17 protein-coding genes and 1 pseudogene are annotated in these 16,281 nt (G+C 73.6%); 9 read left to right on the plus strand and 9 right to left on the minus strand.

Translation table 11 applies throughout. The features are described from left to right. Positions 1 to 135: 135 nt before the first annotated feature. Both ABFJ78_RS38275 and ABFJ78_RS38280 read right to left on the minus strand, forming a co-directional pair. Positions 136 to 1,179, minus strand: coding sequence for a LacI family DNA-binding transcriptional regulator (locus tag ABFJ78_RS38275; protein WP_436392597.1), 1,044 nt, complete (start codon positions 1,177 to 1,179; stop codon positions 136 to 138). Positions 1,180 to 1,259: 80 nt separating this feature from the next. Next, positions 1,260 to 1,475 carry a hypothetical protein gene (locus ABFJ78_RS38280; RefSeq protein WP_436392336.1) on the minus strand — a complete coding sequence of 72 codons (216 nt, stop codon included), beginning with the start codon at positions 1,473 to 1,475 and terminating at the stop codon, positions 1,260 to 1,262. A gap of 105 nt (positions 1,476 to 1,580) precedes the next feature. Between ABFJ78_RS38280 and ABFJ78_RS38285 the strand changes: the two genes are divergently transcribed. From ABFJ78_RS38285 to ABFJ78_RS38295, 3 genes and pseudogenes are all read left to right on the plus strand, one after another. Beyond that, complete coding sequence (locus ABFJ78_RS38285; RefSeq protein ID WP_436392337.1) at positions 1,581 to 2,153, plus strand: RNA polymerase sigma factor; 573 nt, start codon at positions 1,581 to 1,583, stop codon at positions 2,151 to 2,153. Beyond that, the gene (locus ABFJ78_RS38290) at positions 2,146 to 3,249 is read left to right on the plus strand and encodes a CU044_5270 family protein (RefSeq protein WP_436392338.1); all 1,104 of its coding nucleotides are present in this window, start codon (positions 2,146 to 2,148) and stop codon (positions 3,247 to 3,249) included. Before ABFJ78_RS38285 ends, ABFJ78_RS38290 begins: the two co-directional genes overlap by 8 nt. Before the next feature lie 105 nt (positions 3,250 to 3,354). Further along, positions 3,355 to 4,101 (plus strand): annotated as a pseudogene (locus ABFJ78_RS38295) (TSUP family transporter); the annotation flags it as partial. 150 nt (positions 4,102 to 4,251) lie between these two features. Here the strand turns inward: ABFJ78_RS38295 and ABFJ78_RS38300 are convergent. Next, the gene (locus ABFJ78_RS38300) at positions 4,252 to 4,902 is read right to left on the minus strand and encodes a helix-turn-helix transcriptional regulator (RefSeq protein WP_436392339.1); all 651 of its coding nucleotides are present in this window, start codon (positions 4,900 to 4,902) and stop codon (positions 4,252 to 4,254) included. 87 nt (positions 4,903 to 4,989) lie between these two features. Between ABFJ78_RS38300 and folE the strand changes: the two genes are divergently transcribed. Both folE and ABFJ78_RS38310 read left to right on the plus strand, forming a co-directional pair. Further along, a complete protein-coding gene (gene folE, locus ABFJ78_RS38305) occupies positions 4,990 to 5,610 on the plus strand; it encodes a GTP cyclohydrolase I FolE (protein WP_436392340.1) in 621 nt (206 codons plus the stop codon). Next, complete coding sequence (locus ABFJ78_RS38310; protein ID WP_436392341.1) at positions 5,610 to 6,815, plus strand: NAD(P)/FAD-dependent oxidoreductase; 1,206 nt, start codon at positions 5,610 to 5,612, stop codon at positions 6,813 to 6,815. Before folE ends, ABFJ78_RS38310 begins: the two co-directional genes overlap by 1 nt. A 63-nt stretch (positions 6,816 to 6,878) precedes the next feature. Here the strand turns inward: ABFJ78_RS38310 and ABFJ78_RS38315 are convergent, their stop codons facing one another. The 4 genes from ABFJ78_RS38315 to ABFJ78_RS38330 form a co-directional block, all read right to left on the minus strand. Next, a complete protein-coding gene (locus ABFJ78_RS38315; protein ID WP_436392342.1) occupies positions 6,879 to 7,313 on the minus strand; it encodes a hypothetical protein in 435 nt (144 codons plus the stop codon). Between the two features lie 108 nt (positions 7,314 to 7,421). Next, positions 7,422 to 8,081, minus strand: coding sequence for a response regulator (locus ABFJ78_RS38320; RefSeq protein WP_372664719.1), 660 nt, complete (start codon positions 8,079 to 8,081; stop codon positions 7,422 to 7,424). Beyond that, positions 8,078 to 9,583 (minus strand): GAF domain-containing sensor histidine kinase, encoded by a 1,506-nt coding sequence (locus ABFJ78_RS38325; RefSeq protein WP_436392598.1) that lies wholly within the window; start codon positions 9,581 to 9,583, stop codon positions 8,078 to 8,080. The genes ABFJ78_RS38320 and ABFJ78_RS38325 overlap by 4 nt, the downstream gene beginning before the upstream one ends. A 146-nt stretch (positions 9,584 to 9,729) precedes the next feature. Beyond that, positions 9,730 to 10,134, minus strand: a complete 405-nt coding sequence (locus ABFJ78_RS38330) for a pyridoxamine 5'-phosphate oxidase family protein (RefSeq protein ID WP_436392343.1) — start codon at positions 10,132 to 10,134, stop codon at positions 9,730 to 9,732. Between the two features lie 235 nt (positions 10,135 to 10,369). On the opposite strand from ABFJ78_RS38330, the gene ABFJ78_RS38335 reads away from it, so the two are divergent. Next, complete coding sequence (locus ABFJ78_RS38335; RefSeq protein ID WP_372664717.1) at positions 10,370 to 10,978, plus strand: sigma-70 family RNA polymerase sigma factor; 609 nt, start codon at positions 10,370 to 10,372, stop codon at positions 10,976 to 10,978. Between the two features lie 92 nt (positions 10,979 to 11,070). Next, positions 11,071 to 11,586, plus strand: coding sequence for an AAA family ATPase (locus tag ABFJ78_RS38340; protein ID WP_436392344.1), 516 nt, complete (start codon positions 11,071 to 11,073; stop codon positions 11,584 to 11,586). On the opposite strand, the gene ABFJ78_RS38345 is transcribed toward ABFJ78_RS38340, so the two are convergent. Further along, a complete protein-coding gene (locus ABFJ78_RS38345) occupies positions 11,555 to 12,949 on the minus strand; it encodes an MFS transporter (protein ID WP_436392345.1) in 1,395 nt (464 codons plus the stop codon). The genes ABFJ78_RS38340 and ABFJ78_RS38345 overlap by 32 nt on opposite strands. A 147-nt stretch (positions 12,950 to 13,096) precedes the next feature. Next, positions 13,097 to 13,891, minus strand: a complete 795-nt coding sequence (locus ABFJ78_RS38350) for an IclR family transcriptional regulator (protein WP_436392346.1) — start codon at positions 13,889 to 13,891, stop codon at positions 13,097 to 13,099. Positions 13,892 to 14,006: 115 nt separating this feature from the next. Between ABFJ78_RS38350 and ABFJ78_RS38355 the strand changes: the two genes are divergently transcribed. Further along, positions 14,007 to 15,215, plus strand: a complete 1,209-nt coding sequence (locus tag ABFJ78_RS38355) for a CaiB/BaiF CoA transferase family protein (RefSeq protein ID WP_436392347.1) — start codon at positions 14,007 to 14,009, stop codon at positions 15,213 to 15,215. Then, positions 15,215 to 16,114 (plus strand): hydroxymethylglutaryl-CoA lyase, encoded by a 900-nt coding sequence (locus ABFJ78_RS38360; protein WP_436392348.1) that lies wholly within the window; start codon positions 15,215 to 15,217, stop codon positions 16,112 to 16,114. Before ABFJ78_RS38355 ends, ABFJ78_RS38360 begins: the two co-directional genes overlap by 1 nt. Positions 16,115 to 16,281 lie beyond the last annotated feature (167 nt).

Consider the following 16,281-nt stretch of genomic DNA (forward strand, 5'->3'; position numbering starts at 1 on the left):
TGCCTCAAACGCTACATCGCCCGCGAGCTCTACCGGACCATCATCAAAAACGACCCCGAACCCACCACTTGACATCCATAGCAGCATCTCATTCATGTCACCAGACGACGTGAATGACTCATTCATGTCGTTTCGTCAGCGGGGGCCGGTGCTCTCCCGGACGATCAGCTCGGCCGGCACCAGGTGCCGCGCGCGGGTGTCGCCGCCCGCCATGCGGTCCTCCAGGAGCCCGAACGTCCGTCGGCCGACCTCGATGAAGTCCTGCCGGACCGTCGTCAGCGGCGGGGTGAAGTACGCCGCCTCGGGGACGTCGTCGAAGCCCGCCACCTGGACGTCCTCCGGCACCCGGATCCCGGCCTCGGTGAACGCGCGCAGCAGGCCCAGCGCCATCTGGTCGTTGGCCGAAAACACCGCCTTCAACCCGCGCTTGCCGACGAGCGCCCGGCCCGCCTCGTAGCCCGACCGCGGGCTCCAGTCGCCGCGCACGACCGCCGGGACCCGCAGGCCGCGCCGCTCGAGGGTTTCGCGCCAGCCGCGTTCGCGGTCGCGGGCCTCCAGCCAGTCCTCCGGGCCCGCGAGGTGCCAGACCGTCTTGTGCCCCAGGGCGAGCAGGTGCTCGGTGGCGCGGCGGGCGCCGTCGTACTGGTCGACCGAGATGACCGGCACCGGCGCCGACTCGCCGCCGCCGACCGCGACCACCGGGATGTCGCCCGGCACCGCCGCCAGCGCCCGCCCCGCCGTCACGTGCGGGGCGATCACGACGATCCCCTCGACCGCCTGGCGCCGCAGGCTTTCCACCGCGTCACCGATCGAGGTCCGGCCCGGCCGCGTGACGCTGCAGATCGCGACGCCGTAGCCGGCCTCGCGCGCGGCGTTCTCGATGCCGTACAGCGTGCTCGCCGGCCCGTAGAGGTTCGACTCCAGCGCGACCACGCCGAGCGTGCCCGACCGGCCGGTGACCAGTGTCCGCGCGGCCGTGTTGGGCCGGTACCCGAGCTTGTGCACGGCGGCGAGGACCCGCTCACGGGTCTCCGGGCGCACCGGCCCGCTCTCGTTGACCACCCGCGAGACGGTCATGTGCGAGACCCCGGCCATGCCGGCGACGTCGGCCAGGCTGGGCTGCCGCGGCCCAGGGGCCGACGTCCTGGCCTGTTCCCCCGGCTTCGCCCGGTCCACCACCCTGGCCCCCTTCACCTCGCGCGTCACCACCGGGGAGACCGTACCGCCGAACGGGCCGTCGACGGCGGACGCCGGGCGCGTCACGACCGGCCGAGCCGCACCCGGGTCGTCGGCGGGCGCTTCGACGTCGTCTCCGGCGGCGCGGACGTCGCCGTCGTCGCCACGCTCGTCGTGAGCGTCGGCGCGGCCGGCGGCACGGTGACCGCCGGCGGCCGGACCGCCGCGGCCACGACCAGCATCGCCACCACCACACCGGCGCTCGTCGCGGCCAGCAGCATCGCGCTTCCCCTGGGCATACCGGCTGTTGTCCGGAACCCCCGTCGCTGTTCGCGGATTGTGGCGTGGGTCTCATCCGTACGGGCACCCGGGGACGCGGGCGGCGGCTCGCGACAACCAGTAGCGTGACCAGAATCGTGGAACGGCTCGACCGGCCCGACCTTGCCGCGAAGGATCCGAAAGAGGTCTTCTCGCGGCTCTTCGACGAGTACGCCCATCCCCTGCGCGGGTACCTCGCGGGCCGGGTGGGCGCGCACGCCGCGGACGACCTCGTGGCCGAGACGTTCGTCGTCGCACTGCGAAGACGCGCCAGCTACGACCCGGACCAGGCGCCCATCCGCGGCTGGCTCTACGGGATCGCCACCAACCTGCTGCGCAACCACCTGCGCCAGGAGGTCCGCGGCTTCCAGCTGACGGCGAAAGCGGGCTCCGAAGAGCGTCCGGCCGAGAACCACGACACCGCCGTGGCCGGCCGGGTCGACGCGGCCGCCCGCCTGCGCGTCCTGGCCGGCGAGCTCGCCGCGCTGTCCGAACAGGACCGCGACGTCCTGCTGCTCACGTCCTGGGCCGGGCTCGAACCGGCCGAAGTCGCCGAAGCGCTCGGCGTGCCCGCCAGCACGGTGCGCTCGCGGCTGCACCGCGTCCGCCACCGCCTCCAGGCCCTGCTCGTCCCCACCGAGGAGAACCCCCATGCGTGAGCTCGACGAAACCCTCGAGCTGCTCCACCGCGACGCTCGCACGGCGCCGGCCGACCTGTCCGCCGCCCGGGCGCGGCTGCTGGCCGAGCTGGCCGCCGAATCCGCCGTCGTCCCGTTGCGACCGAAGCGGTCCCGCCGGTGGATCGCCGTGCCGGTCGCCGCCGCCGTCGCCGGAGCCGTCACGGTGGCCGTCGTGGTCCAGACCGGCCCGGCTCCGGCGCCGGACGTCCCGAGGGCCGCGTCGCCGAATGCGAACCCGACCGCGAACTGGCCCGACATCAAGCTGATGTCGGCGGCGCAGGTGCTCGACCGGGCGGCCGACCTCAGCGTCGGCGCGACCGACCAGCCCGTCGGCCCGGGGCAGTTCCGCTTCGTCGCGGAGCACACATGGGTGCAGCGCGGCGTCCAGACCGGCGACGCGACCGGGTACACCTACCTCTGGGAGCAGCAGGTCGACCGCTGGATCCCGGCCGACGCGCACGACGTCTGGCAGGAGAACCGCAAGATCCTCGACACCGGGAAGTTCCTGGGCGGCTCGGTGCCGCAGGCCCAGGCGCCGGTGCCCGAAGTCACCAACACCGACCAGGGCCGGTGGCAGGGCCGCTGCGGCGACTTCTTCCCGAAGTCCAAGCCGGCCAAGAAGTGCGACGACCCGGGCGACTGGGACAGCCCGGCGTTCTACGCGACGCTGCCGCACGACCCGGCGGCGCTGTACGCGAAGCTGAAGGCGCTGACGGCGGGCCGCGGCTCGACGCCCCGGGCGATGTTCCACTACGGCATCGAGATCCTCCGCGCCGGGATGATGCCGGCCGGGCTGCGCGCGCAGTGGTACCGGGCGCTGGCGAAGATCCCGGGCATGACGGTGCTGGCGGCGGAGACGAACCTCGACGGCCGCACCGGCGTCGCCCTCGGCCTCGACGACCGCCACGAGATCCGCCAGCTGATCGTCGACCCGGTGACCGGGCAGTTCATCGGCGAGCGCCAGGTCGCGGGCGCGGAACCGGACCAGCCGTGGATCAAGCCGGGCACGGAGATCGGCGCGAGCGCGATCACGACCGGTGTCGCCGGGCAGCTCGGCGTGGTGCCGGGCAAGTAGCTCGGGCGGACGCAGGTCGACGGTTGGCCGCGGCGCCGGGACAGTTTCAGCCGGGCGACTTCGCCGGAGCCCCGGACTCTTCGTCCGCGAACGTGGCGGCCACGGCGTGTTAGCGTCCGGGCCGTGGTGGCCGTCCTGCTGCTGGCCGTGCCGGTCGGCGTCTTCATCGGCGCGATCGGCATCGGCGGCGTCCTGCTGCCGCCCGCGCTGACCTGGCTCGCCGGGCTGGACGTCCACGCGGCGGCGGGCACCAGCAGCTGGTGCTTCCTGTTCACCGGGGTCGTCGGCACCGCCGCCTACGCCCGGCACCAGGCCATGCCGTGGCGCTTCGGCGGGTGGCTCACACTCGGCGCGGCCCCGGCCGCGGCGGCCGGCGCCCTGGTGAACGGCGTCGTCCCGGCGACGGCGCTCTGGCTCTTCCTCGCCGTGGTGACCGCCGGTTCCGGCGCGTTCAACCTCTGGGCGCGCCCGCGGGAGTCCCGCGAGCTGCCCGCACCCGCGGCCGTCGCGGTCGGCGCGGCGGTCGGCTTCGGCTCGGCGCTGACCGGCACGGGCGGGCCGGTCCTGCTCGTCCCGGTGCTGCTGGCCCTCGGCGTGCCCGCGTTGACGACGATCGCCGCCGGCCAGCTGATCCAGCTGCCGCTGGTGGGCTTCGCGACGCTCGGCTACGCGGCGCAGGGATCCGTCCACTTCGGACTCGGCAGCGTACTGGGGGTGCTGGCGGGCGCGGGAACGCTGCTGGGCACGTGGCTGGCGACAAGACTGCGCGGCCGAAGCCTCCACCGCGTCGCCTCGGCCGCCCTCGTCGGCTTCGGCGCGTTCCTGTTCGTGCTCGCGTTCCTCCCGCGCTAGGGTCGCGCGCCGGAAGGTTCGTTGCCAGGCCGTCCCAATGCGGCCTTGGTTGCGTCTGACGCACCGAAGGCCGCCTTGGGTGCGTCAGACGCACCGAAGGCCGCCTTGGGGCGCTCCTCCGGACGTCGAACGACTTCGGACCCGCGACGACTAGCGGAGTGAAAGGCGCACGCAGCAGAACCCGGGCTGCGGGTCGAGCCGGGCGCGCAGCCGACGGTCGCCCGCGCCCTCGAGCAGGCCCTCGACCAACCCCAGGTTCATCTCGCAGACCAGCCGCGTGTGCGTTCGCGCCAGCCGCTGGAACGGGCAGTTCCCGAGCAGCACGCCGTCGCCCTCGGCGCGCGGCTCGAACCCCTGCTCCTCCAGCGCGGCGACGACATCCGGCGCCGCCAGTCCCGCGCCGTGCTCGCGGGCGCGGCGCCCCAGGATCTCCCGTGCCGAACCGCCCGTCTCGTCGGCTTCCTCGATCGCCGACGCGAGGAGCTCGCCGGCCAGCTCGTAGTGCCGCTCCGGCAGCGAGACGCTCACCTGCCGGTCCGACCGGCGGTAGAGCTTGGCCGGCCGGCCCGCGCCCGGTCCGGTGCGGCCGCTGCGGCGCTCGTACTCGACGACCAGCAGCCCCTCCTCCACCAGGCGGTCCAGGTGGAAGGCGACCGTCGCGCGGGGCACGGCGAGCGCGGCGGCGACGTCGTCGCGGCTCACCGGAGCGGGGCACCGGGCGACGTACTCGTACAGCCGGCGACGCGTCGGCTCGTCGAGCGCCGCCACTGCGGCCAGCGCGCCGGCCTGGGACTTGTGCATCCGAGCACTCTAAAACAAACAACCGTTGACGAAAACCCCCGCGGGCTTCTAACGTCGGCTCGTCTTGGTTTTAGAAGGAGGCCTCCCGTGACCGTCGAACCCGTCAGCGAACCGGTGCCGCTGCGGCACCTGGGTGTCGTCCACGAGCGCGACGCGATGGACCTGCCCGCGGCGGAACGCGCGGTCGCCGACCTGTTGCGCGCCCTGGGCAAGGACCCGACGTCCGAGCACCTGGGCGACACCCCGCGGCGGGTCGCCAACGCCTACGCGGAAATGCTGAAGCCGCGCGACTTCCGGCTCACGACGTTCCCGAACGACGAGGGCTACGACGAGCTCGTGCTCGCGAAGAGCATCCCGGTGCAGTCGCTGTGCGAGCACCACCTGCTGCCCTTCCGCGGTGTCGCGCACGTCGGGTACCTGCCCGGCGAGCGGATCCTGGGGCTGTCGAAGCTCGCCCGCGTCGTCGAGATGTTCGCGCGCGACCTGCAGGTGCAGGAGCGGCTGACCAAGCAGGTCGCCGACTGGCTGCAGGAGCACCTCGCGCCCAAGGGCGTCGGCGTCGTGATCGAAGCCGAGCACCTGTGCATGTCGCTGCGCGGCGTGCGAGCCGCCGGCGCGCTCACCGTGACGTCGTCGCTGCACGGCCTGCTGCGGGAAGAACCCAAGACGCGGCAGGAATTCTTCGCACTGACCGGGGTGAATGCCTGATGGACGCGTTCGTCATCGTCGGCGCCGGGCTGACCGGCGCGAAGGCCGCGGAAACGCTGCGAGCGGAAGGGTTCGCCGGGCGCGTCGCGCTCGTCGGCGCGGAGCCGGACCTGCCCTACGAGCGGCCGCCGCTGTCGAAGGGGTACCTGCTCGGCCAGGACGACCGCGCGTCGGTCTTCGTCCACGACGAGAAGTGGTACGCCGAGCAGGGCATCGAGGTGCTGACCGGCCGGCGCGTCACGGCGCTGGACCGCGCCGCCCGCGAAATCGAGCTGGCGGGCGGCGAACGCCTCGGCTACACGAAGCTGCTGCTGGCGACCGGGGCGTCGCCGCGGCGGCTGCGGGTGCCGGGCAACGACCTCAAGGGCGTCCACTACCTGCGCCGGCTGGCCCACGCCGACCGGCTGCGCGACGCGCTGGCCGCGGGCGGCCGGGTCGTCGTGGCGGGCGCGGGCTGGATCGGCCTGGAAACCGCGGCGGCGGCCCGGACCTACGGCTGCGAGGTGACGATCGTCGAGCCCAGCCCGTCCCCGCTGCACGCCACGCTCGGGCCGGAGCTGGGCGGGTACTTCGCCGACCTGCACCGCCGCCACGGCGTCGATTTGCGGCTCGGCACCGGCGTGACGGGCTTCGCGGGCGACACCGCGGTCACGGCGGTGCGGACGGAGGCGGGCGACATCCCGGCCGACGTGGTGATCGTCGGCATCGGCGCGCGGCCCGAGACGCAGCTGGCCGAAGAAGCCGGGCTGGCGGTCGACGACGGTGTCCGCGTGGACGCCTCCCTGCGCACCGAAGACCCCGACGTGTTCGCCGCGGGCGACGTCGCGAGCGCGTGGCACCCGGGCTACGACCGCCGCATCCGCGTCGAGCACTGGGCGGCGGCCACGAACGGCGGCCCGGCGGCGGCGCGGGCGATGCTCGGCCGCGAGGTGGTCTACGACGACCTGCCGTACTTCTTCTCCGACCAGTACGACGTCGGCATGGAGTTCACCGGCTGGTTCCCGCCCGGCGGGTACGACCGCGTGGTGACCCGCGGGAGCGACGAGGCGTTCCACGCGTTCTGGCTGGCGGGCGGCCGGGTGGTCGCCGGCCTGCACGTCAACCAGTGGGACGACGGCCTCGACGCCGTCCGGGAGCTGATCCGCAGTGGCCGGACGGTCGACCCGGACGCCCTGGCCGATCCCGCCCGACCGCTCTCGAGCTAGCCGCGCCGGCTACGGGTCGTGAGTGAGAAACAGTGTTAGAACACTGTTTCTCACTCACGACCGTCAGTTGTCCCGGCGGTGCCTTCCGCCGCGCGTCCCGGCGATCGCCCGGACCCGCAGGGCCAGATCGCCGCGGCGGGCGCGGCGGGCGTACTCCAGCAACGCCTCCGCCTGCTCCTCCGGCAGCCACCCCTCTTCGGCCCCGACTTCGAGGCACAGCAGGTGCCCCACCAGCTCGCGCGACTCGACGTCGTTTTCGCCCGCCAGCTCGGCGAACCGGCGGGCCGCCTCGGCCTCGCCGTCGCACCACGCCGTCATCGCCAGGAGCGTCGCCGTCGCCGTCAGGATGTCGCCGCGGTGGACGCCTCCCTCCGCCGCCAGGTGCTCCGCCAGCTGGAAGCTGCGCGTGCCGACCCCGCCGGCCCCTTCGCTGCGCACGGCTCTCGCCAGCGCCCGGATCTGCTGCGTGACATAGTCCCCGCTCGACAACCCCGACATGCCGTCCCCTCTGTCGCGCACGCAATCCGTGCGTCACCCGACAGGTGTATCGCATCGGGGGCCAGATACGTCGGATGCCCCACGGGTTTGCGCCGAGTGGGCGTGCGATCAGCTTGAACGGCCGCCGTCGGCGTGTCGCTGCGACAGGTACACCGCCGCCGAGGTGCGCCGCTCGACCCCGAGCTTGTGCAGCACCGACGACACGTAGTTCTTGACCGTCTTCTCCGCCAGGAACAGCCGCTCGGCGATCTGCCGGTTGGTCAGGCCTTCGGCGACCAGGTCCAGCACCCGCCGCTCCTGCGGGCTGAGCTGCTCGTACCGCGGGTCCGGCGCCGCCACGTCCGCGCCGCGCAGCTTGTTCATCACCGACGCGGTCAGCGTGGCGTCCAGCAGCGAGCCGCCGACGGCGACCGTCCGGACGGCGTCCACAAGCGACCGGCCCGACACCTGCTTCAGCATGTACCCGGCCGCCCCCGCCATGATCGCGCCGAACAGCGCGTCGTCGTCCGAATAGGACGTCAGCATCAGGCACGCGGGCGGCGGCGCGACCGTCGAACGGATCTCGCGGCACACCTCGACGCCCTGGCCGTCGGGCAGCCGGACGTCGAGGATCGCCACGTCCGGGCGGGACTGCGGGATGCGGACCAGCGCCTCGGCCGCGGTCGCCGCCTCGCCGACCACTTCGATGTCCGATTCGGACTCGAAGACGGTCTTCAGCCCGGTGCGGACCAGCTCGTGGTCGTCCAGGAGGAACACCGAGATCGTCATCGCCCACTCCCCTGCTCGCCGGTCCGCGCCGGCAGCTCCGCGGTCCATTCCAAACGCGAGCCGCCACCCTCGGCGGCCGCCAGCACGCAGGCCCCGCCCCACCGTGCCGCACGCGCGGCCAGGTTTCCCAGCCCGCTCACCCGGCCCGGCCCGGACGGCGGGCCCGTCCCGTCGTCGCGCACCGCCAGGGTCAGCCGGCGGCCGGCGGCGTCCACAGTGACCTCGACCGAGCACGACGTCGCCCCGGCGTGCCGCGCCACGTTCGTGAGGGCCTCGCGCAGCGACGCGATCAGGTCGGACCGGACGGCGTCCGGCACCGCCGCGTCGAGCGGCCCGTCGAAACCGACGCGCGGCTCGAAGCCCAGCGTGTCCCGCGCGTCGACGGCCACCCGCAGCAGCTCCGCACGCAGGCTGCCCTGCGCCTGCGCGGGCGCCTGCAGCGAGAAGATGCTGTTGCGGATCTCGCGGATCGTGCCGTCGAGGTCCTGGGCGAACCCGGCGACGCGCCCGGCGACCGCCTGGTCCGCGATCAGCCTGCTGACGCCCTCCAGCCCGAGCCCGGTGGCGAACAGCCGCTGGATGACCAGGTCGTGCAGGTCGCGGGCGATCCGGTCGCGGTCCTCGAACACCGCCAGCTGCTGGCGCGCGTCCTGGGCCCGCGAGAACTCGACCGCGAGCGCGGCGTGGCCGGCGAAGGTCTCGGCGAGCTGGACTTCGGCTTCGGTGAACGGCGTCTTGTCGCGGAACTTCGCGACGACCAGCACGCCCAGTGTCTCCTCGCCGACGATCAGCGGCACCGAGATCGCCGAGTCCAGGTCCTTGATCACGGCCGGCAGGGGCTCGGCGCGATCGCGCTGCTGCTCCTGCACGCGGTCGCCGTAGTCGCGCACGACGACCGGGCGGCGGGTGGTGTACGCGACGCCGGTGGCCGTGCCCTCGGTCGGCACGGTCAGCCCGGTCAGCCGGTCGGCGTCCTCGCCCGGCGGTTCGACGACGTCGAACACGAGCTGCCCCGGCCCGTCCGGCAGCGCGATCGCGCCGGCCGTGCCGCCGGCCACGACGCGCGCGCGTTCGGCGATCAGCCGCAGCGTCGCGTGCAGGTCCTTCGTGGCGAGCAGGGCGCGCGTGACGTCGTAGGAGGCTTCGAGCCAGCGTTCGCGGCGGCGCATCTGGTCGACGAGGACGGCCTTGTCGACGGCCATCGCGGTCGCCGCGGCGAGCGCGCCCAGCACCTCCCGCTCGCGGGGGCCGAACTCGCGGCCGGCGGCCGGTTCGACCACGAAGGTGCCGAACGTCTTCGGCCCGGCCCGCACCGGCAGTTCGACCACGCCGTCGCCACCGGCCCGGCCGTACTCGGCGACGCCGCCCTCGGGGCCGGTCAGCTCGACCCGGCCGTGGCGGGCGCCGAGCAGGTCGCACACCACCGCCACGGCGGTGTCCAGCACCGCCGGCACCTCCAGCTCCCGCGCGATCCCGGCCACCGCGGCCAGGATCGCCGGCATGCCGATTTCGTCCGCCACGTCCCGCCGACCCCGTGTCACTCCGATCCCGAGGGTGTCCTCGGGCCGTCAAGGGTCCCACAGGCGACTGCCCGTGTCGGCCCAATCCGGTTCGTCCATCCGGTGGGTCGATCGGCGGTGTGGCTTTGTTACCCGGCGTGGCAGCCGATGCGGTGGCCGGTGATGGCCTCGACCGGGATCCGCAGGAACCGGCGGCCCGCCGGCGGCGGGCACGGGCACAGGCAGGCGAGACGGGCCTCGTCGGCCACCGATTCGGTGGCGCGCCCCAGCAGGCTGACGTACCACCCGGCGCCGAAGTCGGCCGTGAAGTCGTCGGCCTCGAAGGCCACGACGGCGTCCCGCGCGCCCGCGTAGAGGGGACTGCCGGTCGGGACGGCGAACACGACGGCCTCGCCGACGACCGCGAACCGCACCGGGCGGACCGCCGGCATGGCCCGGTGGGTGAAGATCACCCGGCCGAGGCTCGCCGTCCGGAGCAAGGCGAGGCACTGCTGCCGGTCGAGCAGCAGCCCGAAGCCCACGTCGTCCACCATCGCGTTCCCTGTGTTTCTCCTGTGAAAAATCCCCGGCCACCAGCGTGATCGCTGGGCCGGGGAGGCCGATAGGGCCGTTCGGCCCGGCCGCCGCCGCACCGCCCCGCCACGCACGCCGGCGGCTCGGGCGCCAGGGCCGGAAGACCCGGGTCGTGGCGGCCGCCCGGCCGGTGTCGCGACCACGCGGGGTCACCTAGCGTCGTGACGGTCCGTCGCCGACGAGAGGTGGGATCCGATGCCCCCGCAGTCCGCCGCGGGCGAGCCCGCGACGTTCGGCCTCGACCCGGCGCTGGTCCGGTCCGCGATGGCCGGCAACCGCGCCGCGGTCGCGGGGGTGCTGCGCGCGCTGCGGCCGATGGTGTTCCGCTACTGCCTGGGCCGGCTCGGCACGTGGCAGGACGGGTCGTCGGACGCCGAGGACTGCGCCCAGGACGTGCTGCTGGCGGTGGTCGGCGCGCTGCCGGGGTACCGCTACGAGGCCGACGGCTTCCTGCCGTTCGTGTTCGGCATCGCGGCGCACAAGGTGTCCGACTTCCACCGCCGCCGGGCACGCGACCGCACGAGCCCGATGGCCGAGCTGCCGGCCGACCGCTGGACCGGCCCGGACCCGACGGGCGAGGAGGTCGAGCGCGCCGCCGGCCTGGACTGGTCGGAGGGCCTGCTCGACACGCTCCCGGCGCGCCAGCGCGAAATCCTGGTGCTGCGCATCATCCTGGGCCTGTCGGCCGAGGAGACGGCGGCGGCGGTCGGGCTCAGCAGCGCGGGCGCGGTCCGGGTGGCCCAGCACCGCGCGCTGACGACGTTGCGGCGCGGACTGCTGGCCCAGAAGCCCGAAGCGTCCTGAGGAGCGGGTGGGGTCCGGGGCCGCCGGATCGAGGGACTCGGCCTCCTGGCGATCCGGCGTTCCCGCCCGCGCCGCCGTGCGATCATGCCCCGGTGCCTCCGCTGCTGATCGTCGTCGGCGGGCTGCCCGCCACCGGCAAGACCACCGTCGCCGCGGAAGCCGCCCGCCGCACCGGGTTCTCCTACCTGCGGGTCGACACGATCGAACAGGCCATCGTCCGCGCCACTCCCCTGACACAGCCACTCGGGCCGGTCGGGTACGTCGTCGCCCGGGAGGTCGCCGTCGACCTGCTGCGCACCGGGGTCAGCGTGATCGCCGAGTGCGTCAATCCCCTGGCCGTCACGCGCGACGCCTGGCGGGACACGGGACTCGGCCAGGGCGCGCACGTGCTGGAAGCCGAGATCGTCTGCTCCGACCCCGCCGAACACCGGCGTCGCGCGGAAACCCGCGACATCGACATCCCGGGCCTCGTCCCGCCCACGTGGGCCGAAATCACCGGCCGCGAGTACGAGGCGTGGACCCGCGACCGCCTCGTCGTCGACACCGCACGGCGGTCGATCGACGAGGCGGCGGCGGTCATCGTGGCAGCGGCGCGGCTTCGTCGTTGACGCTCTCCAGCCGCCGGCCGGTCGTGCGCGGGCCGAGCACCGCGACGTCCAGCGCGACCACCACCAGCGCCCCGGCGACGACCGCGAACAACGTCGTCGGGCCGTGCGAGTTCAGCAGCGGTACCAAGACGAACGGCATCGCGCCGCTGGCCAGCCGCGACAGCGAGTAGGTGCCGCTGGACGCCGTCGACCGCAGCGCCGTCGGGAAGATCTCGGCCTGGTAGATGTGGAAGGCGTTGGAGAACAGGTTGCTGGTCGCGGTGTAGAGGAAGCCGAACACGAGGATCAGCGTCATCGAACCCGCGTAGCCGAAGGCGATGCCGAACACCGCCATCGCCAGCACCGAGCCGACCACGAGGTACTTGCGTTCGACGCGTTCCACGATCGGCAGCGACAGCGCGGACCCGACCGGGTAGCCGAGGTAGGTCAGCGCGGCGAACAGCAGCGACTGCGAGACGGCGTACCCCTTGGCGGCCAGCACCAGCGGCACGAGCGTGCCGAAGCCGTAGTAGCCGAGCGTCTGCAGGATGTGGAAGACGACCATCATCCCGGTGCGGCGGCGCAGGCCGGCGCCGAACAGCTCGCGCACGGGCGCGCCGGCGCGCTTGCGGGTGGTGCCGCGCGGTGGGGCCGGCGTCGCGTCGGCGGTGCCACGGGCTTCGGCTTCCATGCCCGCCACCAGGTGCTCGGCCTCCTCGGTGCGGCCCACGGACTCCAGCCACCGCGGCGACTCGGGCAGGCCGCGCCGCAGCAGGAACACCGCGCCCGCGCCGAGCGCGCCGATCACGAACAGCCAGCGCCAGCCGGCGACGCCGAGGATCTCGTGCTCGGTCAGGCCGCGGGCGAGGAAGCCGACGACCGGGAAGCCGCAGAAGGCGAGCGTGTACGCCCAGGCGATGAACCGGCCGCGCTTGCGGGCCGGCAGCAGGTCGGTGAGGTAGGTGTCGGCCAGCGGCGGCTCCGCACCCAGGCCGATGCCCGCGAAGAACCGCGTCACCAGCAGCATCAGCGCGCTGCCGCTGAATGCGCCGAGCAGCGAGAAGACCGAGTAGAGCCCGAGGTTCAGCAGGAAGGCGCCGCGGCGGCCGAACCGGTCGGCGAGGCGGCCCAGCAGCAGGGCGCCGAAGAACATGCCGACGAAGGTCGACGCCAGCAGTGGCGGCAGTTCGGCCTTGCTGAGCGAGAACTCCTTGACGAGCACCGAGCTGAGCACGCCGGTCAGGAAGACCTCGTAGAAGTCGAAGAACAGGCCGAGGCCGACGGCGACGGTGGCCCGGCGGTGCGTGCGGGTGATGGGCAGCCGGTCGAGCCGGCCCGCGATCGTGCCGGTGTCCGGCGCGGCCGCGTCGGGGATGTTCGCCATCCGTCGTCTCCTTTGACTTCTCCACCATGTGGTTGGTCGACTCATAATGTGACGGCAATCGTGCGGAGTCAAGGACGGACGAGCCCGAGCCGGATCGCGTCAACGGGCAACAAGGCAGTCTTCCGTACAAATCGGGCGCCGGACGGATCAGAGCGCGGCGACGCGCTCCACGCCGGGCCGGTACCCGAGCCGCTCCGACGCGCGCCGGCCCGCCTCGACCACGATCGGCGCCAGCCGCGGCACCTCGGCCGGGGTGAACCGCTGCGTCGGCGCGCCGATCCCGATCGCGGCGCTGACCTCGCCGTTCAGCCCGAACACCGGGGCGCTCAGCGACGCCGCCCCGAGGTCGCGTTCCTCGAAGCTCACCGCGTAGCCGGCCTCGCGGATCTGCCCGAGCTGCTCCGACAGCAGGTCGATGTCGACGACCGTGCGCGGGGTGAACCGGGCCAGGCCGTGGCCGATCGCGTCCTTGATCGCCAGCTTGTCCCAGGCCAGGAACACCTTCCCGGCCGAGCCGGCGTGCAGCGGCATCACCATGCCGACCACGAACAGCCGGACCACCGCGTGCCGGGATTCCGCAAGTGAGATCACCGTGCGGTAAGCGCCGTCGCGTACGTAGAGGCACGCCGTCTCGCCGGTTTCGTCCCGCAGCTGCTGCAGCACCGGCCGGGTCAGCCGGACCAGGTCGAGGCCGAACGTCCCGGGCGCCGCCCAGCGGACCAGGCCGAGGCCGACGCGGTAGGTGTCGTCGTACCGGTCGAGGAAGCCTTCGCGCACCAGGTTGTGCACCAGCCGCTGGCAGGTGCTCGCCGGCAGCCCGGTCGACCGGGTGATCTGCTGCAGCGTCAGCTCGGGGTGGTCGATGGTGAACGACTCGAGGATCTGCTTGAACTTGCTCAGCACCAGCACCGGCGTCGTGCCGCTGCGTTCTTCCTCTGCCATCGCCCCGCCCCGTGCCGTGGTGTGCCGCACAGTCTATCCAGGCTCCGCGCTGTTGACTCCTCGACACTCGCCCGTATTCTGGGTTTGCAACTCACATAGTGATTTGGAGTCGGGCATGAGCGAGCAAACCGGACCCCTCGCCGGCATCCGGGTCGTCGAACTGGGCAACTTCATCGCGGCGCCGACCGCCGGCCGGCTCCTGGCGGACTTCGGCGCCGACGTCGTCAAGGTCGAGCGCCCCGGCACCGGTGACGAGCTCCGGCGCTGGCGGCTGCACGACGGCGACACGTCGCTGCTGTTCCGCACGCTCGGCCGCAACAAGCGCTCGGTGACCGTCGACCTGCGCCGGCCCGAAGGCCAGGACCTCGTCCGCGCGCTCGCCACCCGCAGCGACGTCCTGCTGGAGAACTTCCGCCCCGGCACCCTCGAACGCTGGGGCCTGGGCCCGGACGAGCTCCGCGCGCTCAACCCGCGGCTGGTGGTCGTCCGCGTCTCCGGCTACGGCCAGACCGGCCCCTACCGCGACCGGCCCGGCTTCGGCGGCGTCGCCGAGGCGATCGGCGGGCTGCGCGCGCTCACCGGCTACCCCGACCGGCCGCCGACGCGGGTCGGCGTCAGCCTCGCCGACTCCGTCGCCGGGCTCTACGCGGTGATCGGCGCGCTGATGGGCCTGCTCCGCCGCGAGCGCGAGCCGGGCGAAACCCCCGGCGAAGTGGTCGACGTCGCGCTGTACGAAGCGGTCTATTCGCTGATGGAGTCCCTGCTCCCGGACTACGACGCGTTCGGCGTCACGCGCGGGCCGGCCGGTTCCGCGCTGCCCGGCGTGGCACCGTCCAACACCTACCGCTGCGCCGACGGCAAGTACATCGTGGTCAGCGGCAACGGCGACGCGATCTTCCGCCGCCTGATGCGGGCCGTCGGCCGCGCCGACCTGGCGGCCGACCCGCGGTTCGCGGACAACGCCGGCCGGGTCGCCCACGCCGGCCTGCTCGACGACGCGATCGGCGCGTGGACGGCGACGCTCACCCAGGAGGCCGCCGAAGCGGTGCTGCGCGCGGCGTCCGTCCCGTGTGGACCGATCCTGACCGCCGCCGACATCGCGAAGGACCCGCACTTCACCGCGCGCGGCATGCACGAGCGGCACCGGGTGCCCGGTCTCGACACCGAAGTCACCTTCCCCGGCATCGTGCCGGCGCTGACCGAGCGGCCCGGCCGGACCCGCGCCCTCGGGCCGGAGCTGGGCGAACACACCGAGGCCGTGCTCGCCGAGCTCGGCGTCACCGGCGAGGCGGTCACCCGCCTCCGCGAGAGTGGAGTGATCTGATGACCGAAGTCCTCCTCACCGAGGTCGTGCTGCGCGACGGCCTGCAGGACGAGCCGATCACCGTGCCCACGCACGAAAAGGTGCGGCTCGCGCGCGGGCTCGTCGACGCCGGGGTGCGGTCCCTCGAGGTCGGGTCGTTCGTCTCCGCGCGCCGGGTGCCGCAGATGGCCGACACCGGTGAAGTGGTGAAGGCGCTGCTGGACGCTCCGGCGGTGCTGCACACCCTGGTCTTCACCGAACGCGGCGCGCGCCAGGCGATCGACGCGGGCGCGAAGGCGGTGCGGCTGGTCGTCTCGGCCAGCGACGGGCACAGTGTCGCCAACGCGGGCGTCCCGACGGACGCGGCGCTCGACCGGCTGGCCGCGTGCGCCGCACTGCTCGCGGAGGCGGGCGTGGCGATCGAAGCTTCGGTGGCGACGGCGTTCGTCTGCCCGTTCGACGGCGACACGGACCCGGACCGGACCGCCGACGTGGCAGCCCGCCTGGGCCGGCTCGGCGCCCGGGTCGTCCACCTCGCCGACACGATCGGCGCGGCGCGGCCGGGCCGGCTGCGCGCGACCGTCGCCGCGGTGCGCGACGAGCTGCCGGACGTCCCGCTGGGCCTGCACCTGCACAACACGTACGGCCGCGCGGCGGCCAACGCGTGGGAAGGGCTGTCGCTCGGCATCCGCCGCTTCGACTCGGCGCTGGGCGGCCTCGGCGGCTGCCCGTTCGCGCCGGGGGCGTCGGGCAACGTCGCGACGGACGACCTGGTCGACTTCTTCCACCGCGAAGGCATCGCGACGGGCATCGACGTCGACAAGCTGGCGGAACTGCGGGATCAGGTGGGGCACGCGGTCGGCCACCGCCTCGACTCGGCTCTGTCGGCCATCCCCGCGACTCCGGCCCCGCTGCGATGACGTGCCCGGCGTCGCGGCGATGTCATGAAAGGGTCGTTCATGTCGTCTGACGAGGTGAACGACCCGTTCATGACGTGCGGGCGACCGGATCGGCCGCGCTGCGATGACGTGCCCGGCGTCGCGGCGATGTCATGAAAGGGTCGTTCATGTCGTCTGACGAGGTGAAC

Source organism: Amycolatopsis sp. MEPSY49 (assembly GCF_051337345.1).
Classification (GTDB): domain Bacteria; phylum Actinomycetota; class Actinomycetes; order Mycobacteriales; family Pseudonocardiaceae; genus Amycolatopsis.

Bases quoted from the DNA above. Each gene is read 5' to 3' on its own strand.
- ABFJ78_RS38325 (WP_436392598.1), bottom strand. From the start codon at position 9,583: ATGCCGGCGATCCTGGCCGCGGTGGCCGGGATCGCGCGGGAGCTGGAG.
- ABFJ78_RS38290 (WP_436392338.1), top strand. From the start codon at position 2,146: ATGCGTGAGCTCGACGAAACCCTCGAGCTGCTCCACCGCGACGCTCGC.
- ABFJ78_RS38350 (WP_436392346.1), bottom strand. From the start codon at position 13,891: ATGGCAGAGGAAGAACGCAGCGGCACGACGCCGGTGCTGGTGCTGAGC.
- ABFJ78_RS38280 (WP_436392336.1), bottom strand. From the start codon at position 1,475: ATGCCCAGGGGAAGCGCGATGCTGCTGGCCGCGACGAGCGCCGGTGTG.
- ABFJ78_RS38330 (WP_436392343.1), bottom strand. From the start codon at position 10,134: ATGGTGGACGACGTGGGCTTCGGGCTGCTGCTCGACCGGCAGCAGTGC.
- ABFJ78_RS38315 (WP_436392342.1), bottom strand. From the start codon at position 7,313: ATGTCGGGGTTGTCGAGCGGGGACTATGTCACGCAGCAGATCCGGGCG.
- ABFJ78_RS38360 (WP_436392348.1), top strand. From the start codon at position 15,215: ATGACCGAAGTCCTCCTCACCGAGGTCGTGCTGCGCGACGGCCTGCAG.
- ABFJ78_RS38300 (WP_436392339.1), bottom strand. From the start codon at position 4,902: ATGCACAAGTCCCAGGCCGGCGCGCTGGCCGCAGTGGCGGCGCTCGAC.
- ABFJ78_RS38310 (WP_436392341.1), top strand. From the start codon at position 5,610: ATGGACGCGTTCGTCATCGTCGGCGCCGGGCTGACCGGCGCGAAGGCC.
- ABFJ78_RS38345 (WP_436392345.1), bottom strand. From the start codon at position 12,949: ATGGCGAACATCCCCGACGCGGCCGCGCCGGACACCGGCACGATCGCG.
- ABFJ78_RS38320 (WP_372664719.1), bottom strand. From the start codon at position 8,081: ATGACGATCTCGGTGTTCCTCCTGGACGACCACGAGCTGGTCCGCACC.
- ABFJ78_RS38355 (WP_436392347.1), top strand. From the start codon at position 14,007: ATGAGCGAGCAAACCGGACCCCTCGCCGGCATCCGGGTCGTCGAACTG.
- ABFJ78_RS38335 (WP_372664717.1), top strand. From the start codon at position 10,370: ATGCCCCCGCAGTCCGCCGCGGGCGAGCCCGCGACGTTCGGCCTCGAC.